Annotated in this window: 15 protein-coding genes; 4 read left to right on the forward strand and 11 right to left on the reverse strand. The window is 70.9% G+C overall.

Annotated elements, in window-relative coordinates; genetic code table 11:
* Window positions 1-11: 11 nt before the first annotated feature.
* The 6 genes from AB0B61_RS04050 to AB0B61_RS04075 form a co-directional block, all read right to left on the reverse strand.
* Entirely contained in the window at window positions 12-764 is a 753-nt protein-coding gene (locus AB0B61_RS04050; RefSeq protein ID WP_358427578.1) for an isocitrate lyase/phosphoenolpyruvate mutase family protein, read from the reverse strand.
* Window positions 761-1,558, reverse strand: a complete 798-nt coding sequence (locus AB0B61_RS04055) for a cytochrome P450 (protein ID WP_358427581.1) — start codon at window positions 1,556-1,558, stop codon at window positions 761-763. The genes AB0B61_RS04050 and AB0B61_RS04055 overlap by 4 nt, the downstream gene beginning before the upstream one ends.
* Before the next feature lie 83 nt (window positions 1,559-1,641).
* A complete protein-coding gene (locus AB0B61_RS04060; RefSeq protein ID WP_358427584.1) occupies window positions 1,642-2,352 on the reverse strand; it encodes a DUF998 domain-containing protein in 711 nt (236 codons plus the stop codon).
* On the reverse strand, window positions 2,349-3,557 hold the full coding sequence (locus tag AB0B61_RS04065; RefSeq protein ID WP_358427696.1) for a glycosyltransferase: 1,209 nt from the start codon (window positions 3,555-3,557) through the stop codon (window positions 2,349-2,351). Before AB0B61_RS04065 ends, AB0B61_RS04060 begins: the two co-directional genes overlap by 4 nt.
* A gap of 99 nt (window positions 3,558-3,656) precedes the next feature.
* Window positions 3,657-4,460 carry a DMT family transporter gene (locus AB0B61_RS04070; protein WP_358427587.1) on the reverse strand — a complete coding sequence of 268 codons (804 nt, stop codon included), beginning with the start codon at window positions 4,458-4,460 and terminating at the stop codon, window positions 3,657-3,659.
* 36 nt (window positions 4,461-4,496) lie between these two features.
* Window positions 4,497-5,114 (reverse strand): DedA family protein, encoded by a 618-nt coding sequence (locus AB0B61_RS04075; RefSeq protein WP_358427590.1) that lies wholly within the window; start codon window positions 5,112-5,114, stop codon window positions 4,497-4,499.
* A 437-nt stretch (window positions 5,115-5,551) separates the two neighbouring features.
* On the opposite strand from AB0B61_RS04075, the gene AB0B61_RS04080 reads away from it, so the two are divergent.
* Window positions 5,552-6,529: a hypothetical protein gene (locus AB0B61_RS04080; RefSeq protein WP_358427593.1), complete on the forward strand. Its 978-nt coding sequence runs from the start codon at window positions 5,552-5,554 to the stop codon at window positions 6,527-6,529.
* On the opposite strand, the gene AB0B61_RS04085 is transcribed toward AB0B61_RS04080, so the two are convergent.
* The 4 genes from AB0B61_RS04085 to AB0B61_RS04100 all read right to left on the reverse strand — a co-directional run bounded on the left by AB0B61_RS04085 (window position 6,437) and on the right by AB0B61_RS04100 (window position 10,216).
* Window positions 6,437-7,066: a VC0807 family protein gene (locus tag AB0B61_RS04085; RefSeq protein ID WP_358427596.1), complete on the reverse strand. Its 630-nt coding sequence runs from the start codon at window positions 7,064-7,066 to the stop codon at window positions 6,437-6,439. The two genes, AB0B61_RS04080 and AB0B61_RS04085, sit on opposite strands and share 93 nt — an antisense overlap.
* 261 nt (window positions 7,067-7,327) lie before the next feature.
* Entirely contained in the window at window positions 7,328-8,026 is a 699-nt protein-coding gene (leuE, locus tag AB0B61_RS04090) for a leucine efflux protein LeuE (RefSeq protein ID WP_358427599.1), read from the reverse strand.
* A 47-nt stretch (window positions 8,027-8,073) separates the two neighbouring features.
* Window positions 8,074-9,279 carry a serine hydrolase domain-containing protein gene (locus AB0B61_RS04095; RefSeq protein WP_358427602.1) on the reverse strand — a complete coding sequence of 402 codons (1,206 nt, stop codon included), beginning with the start codon at window positions 9,277-9,279 and terminating at the stop codon, window positions 8,074-8,076.
* Window positions 9,280-9,349: 70 nt separating this feature from the next.
* Window positions 9,350-10,216 carry a hypothetical protein gene (locus tag AB0B61_RS04100; RefSeq protein ID WP_358427605.1) on the reverse strand — a complete coding sequence of 289 codons (867 nt, stop codon included), beginning with the start codon at window positions 10,214-10,216 and terminating at the stop codon, window positions 9,350-9,352.
* Between the two features lie 417 nt (window positions 10,217-10,633).
* On the opposite strand from AB0B61_RS04100, the gene AB0B61_RS04105 reads away from it, so the two are divergent.
* The gene (locus AB0B61_RS04105) at window positions 10,634-14,068 is read left to right on the forward strand and encodes a BTAD domain-containing putative transcriptional regulator (protein WP_358427608.1); all 3,435 of its coding nucleotides are present in this window, start codon (window positions 10,634-10,636) and stop codon (window positions 14,066-14,068) included.
* Here AB0B61_RS04105 and AB0B61_RS04110 read toward each other — a convergent pair.
* Window positions 14,041-15,624, reverse strand: a complete 1,584-nt coding sequence (locus AB0B61_RS04110) for a CocE/NonD family hydrolase (protein ID WP_358427612.1) — start codon at window positions 15,622-15,624, stop codon at window positions 14,041-14,043. The genes AB0B61_RS04105 and AB0B61_RS04110 overlap by 28 nt on opposite strands.
* Window positions 15,625-15,845: 221 nt before the next feature.
* Between AB0B61_RS04110 and AB0B61_RS04115 the strand changes: the two genes are divergently transcribed.
* Window positions 15,846-17,678: a M14 family zinc carboxypeptidase gene (locus AB0B61_RS04115; protein WP_358427615.1), complete on the forward strand. Its 1,833-nt coding sequence runs from the start codon at window positions 15,846-15,848 to the stop codon at window positions 17,676-17,678.
* A 402-nt stretch (window positions 17,679-18,080) separates the two neighbouring features.
* Window positions 18,081-19,769: a carbohydrate-binding protein gene (locus tag AB0B61_RS04120; RefSeq protein WP_358427618.1), complete on the forward strand. Its 1,689-nt coding sequence runs from the start codon at window positions 18,081-18,083 to the stop codon at window positions 19,767-19,769.
* Window positions 19,770-19,827: the final 58 nt, after the last annotated feature.

Consider the following 19,827-nt stretch of genomic DNA (forward strand, 5'->3'; position numbering starts at 1 on the left):
GCGCACGCCCGCTAGCGCGGCTCCGGCAGCATCGCGACGATCTCCGCGTACGTCGGCGCCGGTGGTGCCGCCTTCCCCTGTACGGCCAGCAGGCTCGACAACGCCCCGTGCAGCGAGGCCCGGTACAGCAGCGACCCGGTGCTCACCCTGGCGACGCCCACCGAGGCGAGCTGGGCCAGCGTCGGCCCGTCGGGCAGGAAGAGCACGTTGACCGGCAGCGGCGTGCTCGCCACCACCTCGGCGATCTCCCCGAGGTCGCGCAGGCCGGGGACGAAGACACCGTCGGCGTGTCCGTAGGCGTTCACCCGCTCGCGCGTGTCGCCCGTCTTCAGCCAGTGGGTGTCGGTCCGGGCGTTGACGAACACGCCGTGGCCCATGGCCGCCTCGATGATCCGCTGGTGCAGCTCGATCGGCCGCAGCGTGCCGTCGGGCCGGCCGTCCTCCAGGTTGACGCCCGCGACGCCCAGGGCCGCGAGCGCCGCGACCAGGTCGGACACCCGCGCGGGATCGTCGCTGAAGCCGCCCTCGATGTCGACGGTGATCAGGACGCCGAGGTTCGTGAGCAGCTCGGCCAGCTCGATCGTCTCCGCCTTGGTGGCGCCCGCGGCGTCCGGCTTGCCGTGCACGGCGGCCACGCCGAGGCTGGTGGTGCCGATCGCCGGGAAGCCCTGCGCGGCCAGCATGGCGGCGGACCCGTAGTCCCAGGCGTTGGGCAGCAGCAGCGGGTCGCCCGGCCGGTGCAGGTCGCGGAACTGTGTGCTCATCGGGTGTCCTCCGGTCGCAGGATGGCCTCCAGCACGCCGGCCGCCAGGGCGAGCGCGTGGGCGGAGGCGGGGCAGGGGCGCACGCCCGAGCCGAACGTCAGGTGGGGTGTCGGGCCGCGCGAGACGTCGAACCGCTCGGGCTGCTGGAAGACGGCCGGGTCGCGGTTGGCGGCCACCAGGTCGATCGTGACCTCCTCGCCCGTCTGGCGGTCGAGCCGGCGGCTGGCCTTGAGCGGCGGATCGTGGCGGAGCGTCTCGTGCAGCAGGTCGTCGGTGTCGGCGCCGGTGTCGGCGCCGGGTTCGGCGTGGGTGAGCGCGTTCGCGATGAGGGCCGTCGTGGCGGCGTGGGCCTGCAGGAGGATGGTGATCCCGGGGATCGGGTCGCCCGCGCCGGACAGGAGCTCGACCAGGTCGGCCACCGCGGCGTCGGCCTCGGGCCCGGCCTCGCCCGACAGGTAGCCGGCGGCGGCGGCCGTCACCGCTCCTGTCAGCCGCTTCTCGTCGGTGATCCCGAGCGCGGCGCCGAGCACCGCCGTCGGGACGCCCGGCCAGTCGCCGCCCCGCTCCAGCGTCTTCGCCGTGGCGGACTGTCTCAGCGCGGCCGGGTCGAGCGCGGCGAGTCGTTCGGTGACCAGACGGCGACGGTCGGCGTGGACCTCGCCGGTGCTGAACCGGGACACCTGGGAACGGAGCCAGGCGAGCGTCCCGGAGGGCGCGTCCTGGGGCACCGGAGGCGGCACGTAACGGGTGTCGGCCAGCACCGAGACGGCATCGGCATGGCGGGTGATGAGCATGGGACCACGCTAGGCCGGAATCCCTTCGACGCCGAGCGAAGTATCGGCGCGTCAGACCCACCAGGCGGTCAGGCCACCAGGCATCAGGCCGCTAGGCGTTCGGGATGTTCGGGGTGTTCGGCCGAGCCGGGCTGGGCCGCCGGCCGGACCGTGGGGCGCCGATCCACGGCGGTCACGGCCATGCACACGACCAGCGCGATGTCGGCCAGTACCACGCCTCGTTCCAGCAGCCCGTAGTAGGAGCCGCCGCCGATCAGCGGCGAGGTGAAGGCGGCCGGGTGCGCGGCCAGATAGGCGATCAGCGCCACCACCGAGGTCGCGCTGAGCGCCCTGACCCGGTTCCACTTCGGCAGGGGCGCGCGGCCCCTGGCCAGGGTCCAGCCGGCCACGGGCAGGGTGGTGAAGATGACGGCCGAGGACCAGCGGTGGATCTCACCCGCCAGCGAGCCGACCGCCGCGTCGCCGGGGTCGGTGGGGAAGACCGCGCTCAGCATCAACCCGGCCGTGGCGGCCAGCAGCAGCACCCGGGCGGCCGCGCTGCGGCCGGGCTCGCGGGTCGCCAGCGCGTACGCCAGGGACAGGCAGGCACCGGCCAGAGCGAGCATGCCGATCAGCACGGGCGCCATCCCGCCGGGGATCAGCGCGTAGTCGCTCAGCAGCGGCTGGCCGGGCAGCGCGAACTGCGCGTAGCCGAGCGCGGCGACGGCGGCCAGCGCGCCGGCCACGGCACTCACCACGGGCACCGTCACCGAAACCGGCTCCATGCCGTGAGCTGGGAGGTTCGTCTGGCTCATCGCGCCACCTCGTCATAGATCTTCTCGAAGCGGGCCAGAGAGTTCTGGTGGTCGTGCGTGAGGGCCAGGTCGCGGCTCGCCTTGCCGAGGCGGGTGCGCAGGTCCTCGTCGGTGAGGATGGTGGTCATGTGACGGGCCAGCGACATGACGTCCCGCGGCTCGAACAGGTAGCCGTTGTCCGCCACCAGGTGCGGCAGGGCCATGGCGTTCGCCGCGACCACGGGCAGCCCGCTGGCCATGGCCTCCAGGGTCGCGATGCTCTGCAGTTCGGCGATGCTCGGCATGGCGAACAGGTCGGCCGCGGCGAACGCCTGCGGCATGTTCTCGTCGGGCACGTAGCCGAGGAAGAACACCCGCTCGCGGACCCCGATGCGCTCAGCCAGCCGCTCCAGCTCCGGCCGCTGGTTGCCCTGCCCGACGAGCGCGATCTGCGCGTCGGTGTCGTTGAGCACGTACGGCAGCGCGCGGACGAGATCGTCGAGGCGCTTCTCCTCGTCCAGGCGGCCGACGAACAGGGCGGTGGGGCGGTCGGGCAGGTCGAACAGCTTGCGGGCCCACGCCTTGGGCTCGGCGTGCGGGTAGAAGCGGGCCAGGTCGATGCCGCACGACACCGACTCCACCTCGCGGGCGAAACCCTGGTCGGCCAGCAGCTTGGCGGCCAGCGGCGTGGGCGTGGTGATGTGGTCGGCGCGGTTGAAGATCCGGGCGAAGTCGCGCCAGGCCAGCTGGCCGGCCTTCTGCCGGAGCCGGTCGGGGATGTGGCCGAACTGGAAGAGGTTGTCCGGCATGAAGTGGTTGGTGGCCACGATGGGCACCTGGCGGCGGCGGGCGGCGGCGATGGCGGCCCGGCCGACGACGAAGTGGCCCTGGGAGTGCAGGACGTCGGGCTGTACGGCGTTCATCAGCCGGTCCAGCCGGGTGGGGACGGTGACCCGCATGGTGGGGTGGACCAGGAGGGGCGCGGAGCGCAGCCGGTGCACCACGACGCCGTCGACCACGTCGGCCGTGGCCGGGCCCTGGTCCGACTGGCAGACGACGTGCACCTCGTTGCCGCGCGCGGCCAGGCCGGTGGCCAGGCGGTAGGTGAAGACGGCGGTGCCGTTGACGTCGGGCGGATAGGTGTCGGTGGAGATCAGGATGCGCCGTGGCCGCGTGGGGACGGGCGCGAGCTCTGGGCGCTGGGCGGTGGTGGTGCGCAGGGGCATGACCATGACAGGGGACTCCAGTCGAAAGGGTGATCGCCGACCGGCTGGGGAAGGCCGGTGCGGGAGTAGGTGGTGGGGGGTAGGTGGTTCAGGGGCAGGTCAATGGCGCGCCTCCAGCGGAGTGGTGCGAGCCAGGGCGAGGGTTCCCGCCGCGGTCAGCGCCGCCGCCGCGATCGGGGCCAGTCCGGAGGGCAGCGGCTCGCCGAGCAGCAGCGCGCCGAAGGCGACCGCGGTGAGCGGGTCGGCGATCTGCAGCGAGGCGAAGGAGACGCCGAAGTGGCCGACGGCGTAGGCCCGCTGGAGCATCATCAGCGCCAACAGCGCGGGCACCGGCATCGCCAGCAGGTACCACCAGTTCCAGGAGCCGTCGACCAGCGCCCGCATGAGCGTGGCCGTGGCGCCGTACAACACGCCCGAACTGGTGGCCAGCAGCGCCGCCCGGCCCGCCGGCGAGGCGATCTTCGAGCCCGCCCAGAGCAGCACCGACGCGATGCCGGCGACCGCCAGCAACGTCAGTACGCCGTTCGGGCTCAGGTACGTCGGGCCTTCGGCCGCGGGCACCAGCAGGACCAGACCGATCAGCCCGGCCGCCACCAGACCCGCGGCGCTCAGCTCCTTGCGGGAGGGCCGGCGGCCGTGCAGCGCGGCGGCGATCGGCAGCGCGAACAGCAGGCTCGCCACCCCCATCGGCTGCACGACGGTCAGCGGACCCAGGCCGAGGGCGACGATGTGCAGGCCGCCGCCGGACAGGATCGACAGGCCGCCGAGCAGCCAGCGCGGCCTCCGCAACAGCATGAGCAGGGTGGGCTTGGTCGTACCGGCCGCTTCGAACTGCTGAAGCGCGGCGCCGAGCGCGAAGAACAGGGAACCGACCAGGGCGATAACGGCGGCCAGGACAGTCATGCCCACTCCTCTCAAACAGATGGTTACCGGGCGAGGTCAAACAGACGTGTCCACCGGAAGGCGCTCCGGGGAAGCCTGGGTGGCGCGTCGCTTCCGCGCCCACCGGATGACCTCGACGAGGCCGGTGACGGACAGGGCGATGCCCAGGCCGAGCAGCAGTCCCTTGATCGGGTCGTTCTCGAAGGCCATCCCGCCGAAGAAGCCGATCAGGCCGGAGTACAGGCCCCACGAGGCGGCCGCGATCGCGTCGAAGAAGGTGAAGGAGCGCAGCGGATGGCGTACGGCGCCCATGGTCAGCGTGGTCGCGGTACGCCCGCCGGGGATGTAGCGAGCGGCCACGAGGATCATCCCGCCGCGCTCGGCCAGTGCGTTCCCGGCCCACACGAACGCCTTGCGGTGCCGCAGCCGCCCGCCCGACTTCTTGCCGATCAGGTAGGAGACGTGGTCACCCGCGAAGGCGCCCAGAGCGGACACCACGATCACCAACGCCAGGTTCGTCTGCCCGGAGGCGGCGAAGACGGCCGCGGTGATCACCGCGGTCTCCGCCGGCACGACCGGGAAGAACCCGTCGAGCAGTGCCAGCGCGAACAGCGCCACGTACAGCCAAGGTGACGACATCACCTGCTGGACCAGATCCAGAATGGCGTGCGACATTGCGTGTACTCCGATCGTTGGGGCGCCCTCACAGCGTGTCTGTGTGAGGTGCCGTGGGACATCGGGGATCACCCCGGTCGAACGCGTGCCCCACCCCGATAGGGGTCAGGGCGCGCACCTTTTGAAGCTAGAAACTCCGCAGGTCACGGCACATCAGTCGATCGGCACACATGACCCCCGACTTTCGTCAGGGGCGGTCATACGACCTCCGGGCGACGCTCTTCGATCAAAGCGGGTCGCGGCTACCAGCACAGGAGTGTGGGTGGGCGGCTTTTGGGTGGGGTTAGCACTACCGGGGATGGTTTATCCAGCACCACCCTGACTTTCGTCAGGGAAGTCCCCTACTCCCATCCGGACGCCGGGTTCCCCCGCACGGGTGAGGCGGATCCCTCCGCTGCGGGAGGGATGACCGGGGTGGGGAGGCGCACTGTTGGCACATGACTCCCCAGAAGGCCGGAATCGGCCGCATCACGGCGGCGGTCGTGGCGATGGCCGCCATGCTCCCGTACCTGACACTGAAGATCTTCTGGCTGACCGGCCGTCCGGTGGGCGTCTCCGACCCCGCGTTCATGGACGATCCGGCGATGGTCGGGCTGAACGTGATGACGTTCGGCATGGACGCGGTCGCGCTGCTCCTGGCGCTGGCGTTCACCACGCGGCAGGGCATGCGGCTGCCCGCCTGGCTGGTGCTGCTGCCCCTCTGGGTCGGCACCGGCCTGCTGTCCGTGGTGATCGTCACGGTGCCGGCCAGCGTCCTGGTCTCCGGCCCGTCGGTCTTCGTGACGGGCGGGCCCATCGCTCCCTGGGTCTACATGATGGTCTACGGCGGGTTCATCGGGCAGGGCGTGGGGCTGATCGTGGCGTTCGTGCTGTACGCCAGGAATCGGTGGCCCGTGGTGTTCTCCACGGCTCTGGGGTACGGCTACGCGAGCCCGACCAGGCCGTTCCAGACCGTCGTCGCCCGAGGGGCGCTGCCGGTGTCGGCGCTGCTCGGCGGGACCCGCCTGTACTGGGCCGCCGGTAACCCCGCGCCGGAGCAGGTGCTGCAGGACGGCTTCAAGGGCCTGCTCACGCTCGGGGCGGGGATCGCGCTGGTCCTCCTCGTCAGAGGCCGGGGCACCCGGGCGTTCTGGCCGCCGCTGGTGGTGGGCTGGCTCGGCACGGGCGTCATGTTCGCCTGGGGGCTCTACGCGATGACCCTCACGGTCACCGCCGGGCCGCTCGGCGCGAAGATGACCGGCGCGGAGGGCCTGGTGGAGCTGTTCGGCACGCTGACCGGGCTGGTGATGGCGATGTGCGGGGCGTTCCTGCTGGCCGAACGGTCAGGCGTGAGCCACGTGCAAGCGGCGCAGGACGCGCTTGAAGGCGAAGATCGAGAAGGCGATCGCCAGACCGCTGATCACGGCCACCGCTGACGTGCGAAGCAGCATGAACGTGCTGAGCGACTCGTGCAGCGCGAGCCAGATGCTCACCGTCGAGTTGGCCATCAGCACGAACGCCCACAGCAGCGTGATCCTGGCGAAGAACCTGCGCACCCGCTCATGCTTGAGCACCGCCGACGGCAGGTGGATGTAGTCGAGCGTGAGCTTCTGCACGAGCGGCTTGTTGAGCCGCACCGAGGCCAGGAAGGCCATGCTGATGCAGAGTGTGCCCAGCTCCGGCTGGATGAAGTAGACCACCCAGCTGCCGGTCCAGAAGCCCACGGCGGCGCGCGCGGTGATCGCGATCGCGGCCAGGATCATCGTGGCGGGCACCCGGATGCCCCTGATCAACCGCCAGGCGACGCCGAGGTAGACCCAGGACACGGCCGCGGCCAGCGCCCCGTTGAGCCCCAGCACGGCCAGGGCGGCGTAGAACACGGCGAGCGGCGCGACCACGCCTTCGAGCAGACGGGGCACCGCCTGTCGCACAAGAGCGGTCAGACGCGGCAGGGTTACGGGAGGGTGATTCACGACTGCTCCGCAAATTGGCCGACGATCAGCGAACTACCCGAGCTTCGGGAGACCAGGCTTCCCGGACGGACCGGTGGAGATTACGAATTGGTTACTCCGGGTCTGCCGGTGGCTTACCGTACCCGACGAATCGGTATGCCACTGCCTCTTTTGCCACGTTCCATGAGTTTGTGGCTGTCCGACTCGGTGCGGCGCGGGTGGCGCGCCGCCGCCGATCGTCACTCAACCAGAGCTCGCTTGCGCCCCGCCGTAGACGCGGTTTCAGCTCAGTGAAGTGGTCGCCAGCTTGGCGCCGAAACCGAGGAAAAGGGCGCCGACACCCGAGGTCAAGCCCGCGCTGAGTTTTCTGCGGGCGCGGAACTGGGTGGCCAGGAAGGTGCCCCCGAGGATGAGCGCGGTGAGGTAGAGCAGGCTGAAGACCTGGATGATCGCGCCCAGGATGAGGAACGACAGCACGGGCGCGCTGTAGCCCGGGTCCACGAACTGGATGAAGAACGAGACGAAGAAGAGGATCGCCTTGGGGTTGAGCAGGCTGATCGTCAGCGCCTTGCGGAAGGGGCGGAGACGGTTGCCCGGGATTTCCGCGTCAGCGGTCTCGGCCGAGGCGGCGGTCTCGGCCGTGCCGGCGTCGGCGGTCTCGGCGATGCCGGGCCGGGAGCGCCAGGCACGCCAGGCGCTCCGCAGCATCTGGAAGCCGATCCACGCCAGGTAGCCGGCGCCCGCGTACTTGACGATGCTGAACAGCACCGGGCTGGAGCGCAGCAGGGAGGCAGCGCCCGCGGCCGCCAGGGCCATCAGGACCGTGTCGCCGACGAAGACGCCCGCCGCGGCCCGGTAGCCGTGCCGCACTCCGTGCTGGGCCGCCGCACTCAGGACGTACAGGGAGTTGGGGCCCGGCAGCAGGATGATGAGGAAGGCACCGAGGACGTAGGTCGAGAGATCCGTGATACCGAAGAACATGCCGCTCGCTCCTGGAATGCGTAATGACAAGCCAGGGTATCGCGCGATTAATCCCTCGGCGCGTACCAAATTCCTCCATGGGCTTGCTGGTAGCCGAGCGCCCGATAAGTGGCGTCCGCCAGTGCCTGGCCGCGTGGGTTGACACCCAGTCCGATGCCCTGCTTGTTCATCGTGTAGCCGAAGGCCAGCCGGGCCGCCGGGTCGCAGAAGCCGAGCGAGCCGCCCATGCCCGCGTGCCCGAACGCGGTCGCCGACAGCAGCGCGCCCTCGCTGTCGGCGGGCGGCAGGTACCTGTTGTCGACCGCCTTCATGAAGCCGGTCGAGAACCGGCTCGGCACGGCCAGCACGGCGTCGGTCCCCGCCGAGGCGGTCAGCCCCATCACGGCAACCTGCTCCTCGGTCACGAGTTCGCCACCCCCGAGAGACAGCGGCCGGTACATGCCCGCAAGCCCCCGGGCATTCGTCACCGCGCCGACGGCGCCGTACTCCGCCGCGTGCGCCTCCCGGCTGTCCGACTCGCCGGGCGTCGTCATGTAGCCGCCCTCGTTGGCCAGCAGCAGCCCCGGAATCGAGGCGGGATCGGTGAACGCCTTGACGTAGAACATGGGCGGATCCGAGGGCGGATCGGCGGGGATCGTGGGCGCCACCCGGCCTTCCTGCTCCTCGGGCAGGCCCAGCCAGAAGTCCAGGCCGAGCGGCTCGGCCACCTCCTCGCGGAAGAACGTGCCGAGCGAGCGCCCGCTCACCCTCCGGACGACCTCGCCGACCAGGAACCCGAACGTCAGCGCGTGATAGCCGTGCCGGCTGCCCGGCTCCCAGAACGGCCGCTCTCCGGCCAGCCGGTCGACCATCACCTTCCAGTCGTAGAACGCGCCCGGCGGCAGCGGCTCGCGCAACACCGGCACCCCCGCCTGATGCGAGAGCAGATGCCTGACCAGCGTCGATTCCTTGCCGTGGGCGCCGTACTCGGGCCAGTAGCGGACGACGGGGGCATCGAGATCCAGCTCACCACGCGCGGCCAGCATGTGAGCGCAGAGCGCCGTGGCGCCCTTCGTACATGACCAGACATGGCCGATGGTGTCGTGCAGCCAGGGGACGCCGGGCGCGGCCTGGCCGCCCCAGAGATCGACGACGACCTCGCCGTCGAGCACCACGCACACCGACGCGCCGACCTCGCCGCGAAGCGCGAGGTTGCGATCGAACTCCTCCGCGACCTGGGAGAACCTGGGGTCGCACGTCCCTTGTACGGTCATTGCCCGAATCCATCACGAAAGCCGACCGGTGTAAACCGACTGCCCCGATGGCCACGGGTCTGAGGTTCTGTCAGGCGAAGAGCTCGTCAGCGGAATCAATGGTCAGGGCCTGGTGGGCCCATGATTCGAGGACGGCTACGTCGGTGCAGGTACGGATGCGCTCGCGGGCCTCCTCGGAGATGGTGATGCCTCGGCGGTCGAGGATCAGTAGCAGCATCTTGGCCTCGCCCTCTACATGGCCTTCTGCGCGGAGCTGCTGGGCGAACTCGGACTGATAGCGGTACGTCTTGGTCGACATCAGTGTTCTCCAGAGTTGTCGGGCGTCCGTGTCGCCGAGGCCCACTTCGGTGAGTTCGGCGCAGTAGCCGGCGGTGCCGGGGTCGATCGTGTCCAGGGCTGTGGCCAGGACTTCAAGTATGTCAGCGACCTCTGGCGAACGCCCGTGTGTGAGTGCCGAAAAGACGGCGAGCCATACGTCGGCCGACGCCTCGGCCACGTCGGTTATCACCGGGACGTTGTCGGGACCCAGCACGATCGGCTTGAGCGTCAGGGTCGGCCTGTCGGTCAGGCCGATCGTCTTCGGGCGCCGGGCCCAGCGGGCGGTGATCCCGTCCAGGCACACCACCACCAGGATGACGGGGCAGTGGTGTTTGGCATGCAGGTAACTCACGTAGTAAGCCCAGCTGCTGGACTTCTTGGGTTTGGCGCCGGTCTGGGCCTCGATGATGACCAGGTGGTCTCCGAGGTCGGTCTTCAGTTGAAGCACCGTGTCGACTCGGCGCTCGATGGGGGAGAGCTCGGTGAGGTCGGTGTCGATGACGGAGACCGCACAGTCGGCGGGGAGGGGGATGTCGAGGAGGCGCTCGAAGGTACGGGCGAACAGAGAGGGGTCTTCCTGGAAGATCCGGTGAAGTGCCTCGTGTTGGGCGGTGACCATGTACAGAATGTTATCGAACAACTACGCAGAGTTTTCGGAAAATTGACTCGGAGGCCCCAGTGGTTTACCTTTATTCTATGTAGGTTTAGTGTGGAAATGTGCGGTTGATCGACGAGGGCTGGGCGGTGACAAGGCCACCATCGCGGTGGTGAACGAGCTGCGAGTGTGCTTCCTGATTCTGGCGTTCGTCAGCATCGGGCTGGAGTTGCCTCTCCTCATTCAGGGAGGCGGGCTGGCGTCCGGTCGGCGTTTTCGCCGCCGCGACGGCGGTGAACCTGCTGCTGGCGCTGGGGCTGGCCGCGCTGTTGCTCGGCGGGTTCGCCGTTTGAGAGTGGGTACGGCTCGCGTGGCTAGGGGTGGTCGCGCGAGCCGTACCACTTGAGCGGTCATCCGGGGGAAAGCGGCAGGATGGGTTTCGTGCGGATATCCATCCTGGGGACACTGGAAGTGACCGGCGCGGAGCCGATCGTGGTCGGCGGGTTCCGGTTACGGGCGCTCCTGGCCGTCCTCGCCCTCGAAGCCGGGCGGACGGTCACCTCGGAGCGGCTCATCGACATGCTCTGGCCGCAGGAGCCGCCGGGCAACGCCGCCAACGCGCTGCAGACGCTGGTCAGGCGGCTGCGCGTGGCGCTCAGGCCGTACGAGATCGTGGAGAGCCGGGCGGGTGGCTATGTGCTGGCCGTCGACGCCGACCAGGTCGACGCGCTGCGCTTTCGCCGCCTGATCGGCCTCGCGAAGCTCGATCTGATCGGCCTCGCGAAGCCCGATCCGACCGGCCTCGCGAAGCTCGATGAGGCGCTCGCGCTCTGGCGTGGGCCCGCGCTCGCCGGTCTCGGTGCCGTGCCGTACCTGGCCAACGTGGCCGCCGGGCTGGAGGAAGATCGGCTGGCCGCCGTCGAGACCCGCGCCGAGGCGCGGCTGGCGGCCGGGCTGTCGGCCGATCTGGCGGCGGAGGTGGTCGCGCACCCCCTCCGCGAGCGGCTGTGCGCGCTGGAGATGCGCGGGCTGGCCGCCGCCGGGCGGCAGGCCGACGCGCTGGCCCTGTTCGAGCGCACCCGCCGGACGCTCGCCGACGAGCTCGGCGTCGACCCGGGGCCCGAGCTGCGCGCCGCCCACCTGGCCGTCGTGTCGGGCGAGGTTCCCGTACGGCAGGACGCTCCCAAGGGCCTGCCCAAAGGCAACGTCCGGGTCCCCCTGACCACGTTCATCGGCCGCGAGGATGAGCTGGACCTGCTGACAACCGTCCTCGGCCACGCCCGGATGGTCACGATCGTCGGGCCGGGCGGCGCGGGCAAGACCAGGCTGGCCGCCGAGGCGGCCCTGCGCATGGGCACGCGGTTCGACGGCACGTGGATGGTCGAGCTGGCCTCCGTCACCGACCCCGCGGCCGTGCCCGGCGCGGTGCTGGACGCCCTCGGCCTGCGCGACGACGGGCCCGGCTACACGCATCACTCGCCGGAGGCGACCGGCTATCCGCGCCAAGGGCCGCCGGACACGCCGGACACGTCGGGCGCGTGGACGGACGGGCGACCGGGAGGGGCAGGGCGACCAGGAGGGGCCGGGGGACCAGGAGTGGGCGGCCGGTTTGGCGGGAGCGGGCCGCTCCAGCAGGTGGTCGAGGCGCTGGGCGAGCGCCGGGTGCTGATCGTGCTGGACAACTGCGAGCACCTCGTCGACGCCGCCGCGCGCCTGGCCGACGACCTGCTGGCCGGCTGCCCCGGCCTGCACGTGCTGGCCACCAGCCGGGAGCCGCTCGGCGTGCCGGGGGAGCGGCTGACGCCCATCCCGCCGCTGGAGCCGCCCCCGACCGGCGTGAGCGCGATCCGAGCGGCCGAATACCCGTCGGTACGCCTGCTGCTCGACCGCGCCACCGCCGCCCGGCCCGCGTTCGCCCTCGACGAGGGGAACGTCGCGGCCGTGGTGGCCCTGTGCCGCCGGTTGGACGGCATGCCGCTGGCCATCGAGCTGGCCGCGGCCCGGCTGCGGACGATGACGCCGCGCCAGCTCGCCGACCGCATCGACGATCGCTTCCGGCTCCTGACGGGCGGCAGCCGTACGGCGTTGCCCCGCCAGCAGACGCTCAGGGCGGTGGTGGAGTGGAGCTGGGACCTGCTCGACGAGGCCGAACGCGAGCTGGCCCGCGGGTTCGCGGTCTTCGCCGGCGGCGCCACACTCGAATCCGTCGAGGCGGTGTGCGGTGGCACCGCCCACGTGCTGGGCGCGCTGGCCGACAAGTCGCTGGTCCAGGTGTCGCCGGCGGGCCGCTATTCGATGCTGGAGACGATCCGCGCGTACGCCGCCGACCGGCTGGCCGAGTCCGGGGAGATGGCGGCGTACCGGCGGCGCCATGCCGTACACCTGCTCGATCTCGCCGAACGGGCGGTTCCCCAGCTGCGGACCGGCGCGCAGATCGAGTGGATCGAGCGGCTCTCGGCCGAGCGCGACGACTGCTCGGTGGCGCTGCGCTGGGCGCTCGACGAGCGCGACGTGGAGATCGCGCTGCGGCTCTGCGCGGCACTCAACTGGTACTGGTGGATGTGCGGCTACCGGCACGAGAGCGCGAGCTGGGCGCGGCAGGTGCTCGACCTGGCGGGCGACACCCCGCCTCCGGGCCTGGTGCGGGCGTACGTGGCCTGCCTGTTCGCGGATGGGGTGAGCCGGTTCGCCGCGATCGTCAGCGATCGGGCGGCGATGCGGGTCCTGTCGGTGCGGATGGACGAGCTGATCACGGCGGCGGAGCGGGAAGGGCCCGTCCACCCGCTGCTGCTGATCAGCCGGGCCATCATGGCGAGCGCGGCCGGGCAGGACGAGCGGGCCGCCGCGGTGCTCGATCACCTCGCCGAGAGCGACGACCTCTGGCTGGCCAGCTCGGCCAAGATGATCGGCGGCCCGCACCCGTCCGAAGAGCGGCTCGAGCAGGCGGTGGCCGGGTTCAGGAAGCTGGGCGAACGGTGGGGGCTGAGCGAGGCGCTGCTGAATCTGGCCGCGTTGCGCGCCGCGCGCGGCGCGCCCACGGACGATCTGATCGCCGAGACCCAGTCGCTCACCAGCGAGTGGGTGAGCTCGGAGGAGACGATCTCGACGCTGACGCGGCTGGCGACGCTCCGCGCGCAGAGCGGCGACCTCGACGGCGCCGCCGCCGACCTGGCCAGGGCCCGACGCGGAGTCACAGCGGACCGGATCACCAGCCGGGCCGCCGACCGGATCACCAGCCGGGGCGCCGACCGGATCACTGGCCGAGCCGCCGCCGGAGCCGCCGCCGGAGCCGCTGACGGAACCACCGATCGGGCCGACGACGGCGTTGCCGGCCGGGCCGCCGACCCGGCCGGTGCCCGGCTCGGCTTGGATGCGGAGATCTCGGCGTTCACCCTCATCCAGCTTGGGCTGGGGGAGGCGGCGCTGGCCTACCGGCTCGGCGATGTCGAGAAGAGCCTGGCCACCTACCGCGACCTGTTCCCGCTGCTGGCCGAGGCGCCGCCGATTCCGCAGGTCGCGGTGGCGGCGCACACCGGCTACGGCAGGGCGCTGACGATCGGTGGCGACCCCGCGGCCGCGCTCGAACAGCACCGCCTGGCGCTCGGCCTGCTGGGACCCACGCCGGATCTGCCGTACCTGTCGATCGTGCTGGCCGGGTGCGCGCTGGCCGAGCTGTCGGGCGGTGACCCGGAACGCGCGGCCGTCCTGTTCGGCGCGTCGGCCGCCGTCGAGCCGCCGGACGCGTCGGCCGACACCGTCGCGGGGACGGCGTCGGCCAAGGCGGCGCTCGGCGACGCGCGCTACGACGACCTGTACGGCAAGGGCGCCGCCAAGACCAGGCAGGAGGTCTACGAGATGATCGGCAGCATCGCGTAGGAGGGCTCGTGGACCGTGGTCGTGCCCTTCTGGGGGTTCCTGGCGAACCTGGGGAAGTTCGATCCCGCCACGTCGATCCTGATCCGGTGTCCGGGGCGGAAGAGGTTCGAGATCGCGCCCAGCTCGACCCTGACCTCACGTACCTCGCCGGGCGTCAGGTCCGTCACCCGGGTGATGGCGTCGGTCAGCAGCTCGGCCCGGCCACCGGGGTGCACGTCGATCAGCTTGACGGCGACGTCCGCGCTGGTCGCGGTGGACGACACGAGCACGACCAGCTCGACGTCCCCGGTCACCTCCAGCGCGGCGTCGAGCGGTTCGCTCTGGTGACGCAGCACGTCACCGCGCTCGTCGAGCGGACGCTGGTCGAGTGGCCCGAAGGCGTCGAACGTCATCACCGCCCCGCCCACCGTGGGGACCGGGTCGCCGGGGTCGCTGACGAACTCGCCGCCCCCGCCGCCCGCCGGGACGGTGCCGAGCGTGCCGTTCGGGCCCAGGTGGTAGGCCACGCGCCGGGTGGCGGGCGGCGGCCAGTCGGTCGCGGTGCGCCATTCGTCTGCGCCCATCAGGAAGTATGTGACCGTGGCTCGGTCGGCCGGCGGCTCTCCGCGCAACCATTGGCCGAACCAGTCCAGGTGCAGGCCGGTCCAGTCGATCGCGTCCTGGCTCGCCCCGGCCCCGTAGTCCCGCCCGCAGACGTCGCCGTCCTGCGTGAAGTGCGCCCACGGGCCCACGACGAGCCGGGATCCGCCGCGCAGGTGCTGGTAGTGGCCGATGGAGGCGTCGCGGAAGAAGTCGTACCAGCCGGTGCCCACCAGCGCCGGAACCTCGATCTCGGCGTAGCGGACGGCGCCGCCCCGCCACGTCTCCGCCGCCGGGTCGGGATGGTCCATCCAGTCGGCGTAGAAGGGCGCGAGGTCGGTCAGGAGCGGCTGGTCGCTGAGCGGCAGGCGCTCGGCCAGCCGCCGCATGGTCTCGGGGAACCGGTCGGGGAAGCCCAGCGCCGCCAGATAGGCGTCGCGGTCGGCGGCGAGCGCCGTACCCCGGTTGACGCGGCGCTCCAGCTCGTTGAGCGCGAGCACGGTCGCGCTGACGGTCAGGACCACGTTGAGGTTGGGCACGCCCGAGTGGTACGCCACCTCGTGCGGTGACGCGGGCGCCACATGCGGCGCGATGGCCCGCAAGCCCGCCGGGCGTTCCTGCGCGGCCAGGAGCTGGGTGATGCCGAGGTAGGAGTCGCCGAACATGCCGACCTTCCCGTCCGACCAGGGCCGCGTGGCCGCCCATCGCACCGCGTCATGGCCGTCGGCGGCCTCGCCGGCGATGAAGGTGAACGCGCCGTCCGAATCGCCGGTCCCGCGCACGTCCTGGATGGCGACCGCGTATCCGGCGGTCACCAGCCGGGGCACGTCCAGGTGCACTCCCGGCCCGGGAGCCGCCCTGCCGTACGGCGTGCGGGCCAGCAGCACCGGAAAGGGGCCCGGTCCGGCGGGCCGCCAGAGCGTGGCGACGAGGGTGACGCCGTCGCGGGTGGTCATGGTCTCGGTGGTCTTGATCATGGGAACTTCCTGTCGTCAGCCATGCTCATGTCGCTCAGCGTGTCGAAACGCCCTGGTAGAGGGCTGGCATTAACCTGTCGCTTAGCTGTCAGGCTCTGGAGCCGACAGGAAACGGGCCCACCGGACGGGCCGGAAAGTTGGGCCTTTCCCAACCACCGCAACGTCCTCACCCTCGGTTCAGGCGCGTGTCAACGACATCCCACGCGCTCGAGGAGGACTAGGTGAAACGCCGTTTTGTCATCCTGCTCGCCGTCCTCGGCCTGGTCTGCCTGACCGGCATGACCGGCGCCGGGGCCGCCGCCGAGCCGCCGCCGAACCGGCAGTATCGCGTGGAGGGACCGGCGAACGGCCAGCAACGCAGCGCCGTCGCCGCGACCGGTGCGGCGATCGACGAGGTGGCCACGGAGTCGGTCCTGATCACCGCCACGCCGGCCGAGGTGGACGCGATCAAGCGCCTCGGTTACCGGGTCTCGGAGGTGCGACGCCCGTTATCGCCGTCCGACGGTGTCGGGCCCTTTGACTTCCCGCCGGCGGACTCCGGGTACCACAACTACGCCGAGGCGAACGCCGACATCAACGCGCTCGTCGCCGCTCATCCCACCCTCGCGACCGTCTCCACGTACGGCACGTCGTACGAGGGCAGAGCCATGCGCGTCATCAAGATCAGCGACAACGTCGCGACCGACGAGGCCGAGCCGGAGGTGCTCTTCACCGCGCACCAGCACGCCCGCGAGCACCTCACGGTGGAGATGGCGCTCTACCTGGCGCACCTGCTGGTGGACAACTACGGCACCGATACCCGGATCACGAACCTGGTGAACTCCCGCGAGATCTGGATCATGCCGGACCTGAACCCGGACGGGGGCGAGTACGACATCGCCAGCGGCTCCTACCGCTCCTGGCGCAAGAACCGCCAGCCGAACAGCGGCTCGTCGGCCGTCGGGACCGACCTGAACCGTAACTGGGCCTACAACTTCGGCTGCTGCGGCGGCTCCTCCGGCAGCACCTCCAGCGAGACCTACCGCGGTGCGGCGGCCGAGTCGGCGCCCGAGGTCAGGGCCGTGGCCACCTTCGTACGTGGCCGGGTCGTCGGCGGCGTCCAGCAGATCAAGTCGAACATCGACTTCCACACCTACGGCGAACTCGTCCTGTGGCCCTACGGCTTCACCTTCAACGACACGGCCCCGGGCCTGACCCAGGACGACCATGACGCCTTCGCCGCGCTCGGCCGGAACCTGGCCTCGACCAACAACTACACCCCGGAGCAGGCCAGCGACCTCTACATCACCGACGGGACGATCGACGACTGGCTGTGGGGCGCCTACAAGATCTTCAGCTTCACCTTCGAGATGTATCCCGTCAGCTCCAACCCGGGCTTCTACCCGCCGGACGAGCAGATCGTCCCGCAGACCACCCGGAACAGGGAGGCGGTGCTCCGCTTCCTCGAGTACTCCGACTGCGTCTACCGGATCATCGGCAAGGAGGCCCAGTACTGCGGCACCGGCACCCCGCCCGTGACCGTCTACTCCGACACCTTCGAGACGGGCACCGGCTGGACCGTCAACGCGAGCGCCACGGACACGGCCACCCTCGGTGCGTGGGAGCGCGGCGTCCCAGAGGCGACCACCTCCTCCGGCGCCAAGCAGCTCGCCACCACGGTCAGCGGCACCAACGACCTGGTGACGGGCCGTCTCGCGGGCACCGCCGCGGGTGACTTCGACGTCGACGGCGGCACCACCTCGATCCAGTCGCCGCCCATCACGCTGCCCGCCACCGGCACGCTCAGCCTCTCGCTGTCGTGGTACCTGGCGCACGGCTCGAACGCCTCCAGCGCCGACTACCTCCGGGTCAGGGTGGTCGGCAATACCACGACGACCGTCTTCCAGCAGGCCGGCGCGGCGGCCAACCGCAACGGGGCCTGGGCCACGGCCACGGCCAGTCTGAGCGCGTACGCGGGGCAGACGGTCCGCATCCTCATCGACGCCGCCGACGCCTCCGGCGCGTCCCTGGTCGAGGCGGGCGTCGACGACGTCCGCATCACTCAGCAGAACTGATCGTCCTAAGGTCGGTCATCACGGCGGAGCACCGAGTCCAGGTGCTCCGCCGTTGCCGTGCTTTCGGACCTCATCTTTGGGTCTTGTAAGACTCCGGTGTCAAGGCTACGATCGCGGCAACTCTTAGGAAACTTTCCTAAAAGAAATCATGAATCAGGAAGCCATGTCCCGGTCTCCGCCGCCCTCCTCCACTCTGAGCCAGAGTGTTCCGGGCCGTCGAAGCGACCCTCCGGCGTAGGCGCTGACTGGCCGAGCAAAGCGAACCCTCCTGCTGCCACCCCCCAGCGGCCCGCGCCACCCCGCGGGCCCATGCCGTACGGCTCGCGCTCTCACCCCCCGGCGCGAGCCGTACGGCACGCCACAAGGACATGACCCGTCACAGCCGCACCACCAGGGAATGCCATGAGATTTCGCCGCATGTTCCTCGCCTTACTCGCCGCCCTGGCCATGCTGGGGGCCGGGCTCACCACCGTCTCGACCAGCGCCTACGGGGCCGTGGCCCTCGCCTACCCCGCGTGGACGGCATGGACGGCCTACAGCGTGGGCACCCGCGTCACCTACAACGGCGTCGACTACGAGTGCATCCAGGCCCACACCTCCCAGCCCGACTGGACGCCGGATGCCGTGCCCGCCCTGTGGAAGACCGTCTCCGGCGGCGGCGGCGACACCACCGCCCCCTCGGTGCCGGGCAACCTCCGCTCGACCGGCACCACCTCCAGCAGCGTCTCGCTGGCCTGGAACGCCTCCACCGACAACGTCGGCGTCACCGGGTACAACGTGTACCGGGGCTCGACACTGGTGACGACGGCCACCGGCACCACCTACACCGACGGCGGGCTCGCGGCCTCCACCAGCTACACCTACACGGTCCGCGCCCGTGACGCCGCCGGGAACCTCTCCGCGGCCGGCAACTCCGTCACTGCCACCACCTCGGCCGGCACCGGCGCCCCCGGCCAGCCGGGTTCGCCGAGCGTCAGCGGGTCCACGAACAGCTCCCTCTCCCTGTCGTGGGGCGCGTCGTCGGGCACGGTCACCGGCTATCGCGTGTACGAGGGCAGCACGGTCAAGGCCACCGTCACCGGGACCTCGGCCACCATCGGCTCCCTGGGCACCTGCACCTCGCACACCTTCACCGTCAGGGCGTACAACTCGGTAGGCGAGTCGGCCTCCAGCGCCGCGGTCTCCGGGACGACCACCGGCTGCACCGGCGGCGGCAGCAAGCTGCCCGGCGCGCCCTACCTCTACATGGGCTGGGGCGACCCGCCCGCGCCCGCCTCGGTGATGAGCGCGACCGGCGTCAAGTCGTTCACGATGGCGTTCATCCTGAGCAGCGGCGGCTGCAACGCGGCCTGGGACGGTAGCCGTCCGCTCACCGGCGGCGCCGACGCGCAGGCGATCTCGGCCATCAAGTCGGCCGGCGGCAGCGTGCAGGTCTCCTTCGGCGGCTGGTCGGGCAACAAGCTCGGCCCGAACTGCTCCTCGCCCTCGGCGTTCGCCGGCGCGGTGCAGACCGTCATCAACGCCGTCGGTCCCGCGGCCGTCGACTTCGACATCGAGAACACCGACGAGTTCGAGAGCGAGGCGGTCCAGGACCGCATCCTGAACGGCCTCAAGATCGTCAAGCAGAACAACCCCAACGTCAAGATCGTCGTCACCTTCGGCACCTCGACCACCGGCCCCACCTACTGGGGCACCCGCCTGATCAACCGCTCGAAGGAGCTCGCGGTCCCGATCGACAACTACACGATCATGCCGTTCGACTTCGGCGGCGGCTCGAACATGTACCAGAGCACGGTCAACGCCTCCGAAGGGCTGAAGAACACCCTCAAGACGGCCTTCGGCTGGTCGGACGCCACGGCGTACGCGCACATGGGCATCTCGGGCATGAACGGTCTGTCGGACCAGCAGGAGCTCACCTCCACGGCCACCTGGACCCAGATCCGTGACTACGCCAGGAACAACGGGCTGACCAGGCTCGCGTACTGGGCCGTCAACCGCGACCGGCCGTGCCCGGGCGGCGGGGTCGTGTCCAACTGCAGCGGGATCGCCCAGTCGAACTGGGACTTCACCAGGATCACCGCCGGCTTCTGACCCGAAACCGGCCCACCGCACCCGTCGCACCGGCGTCCCGCCGCCGGTGCGGCGGGTG

Source organism: Nonomuraea sp. NPDC049158, from assembly GCF_040648335.1.
GTDB lineage: Bacteria > Actinomycetota > Actinomycetes > Streptosporangiales > Streptosporangiaceae > Nonomuraea.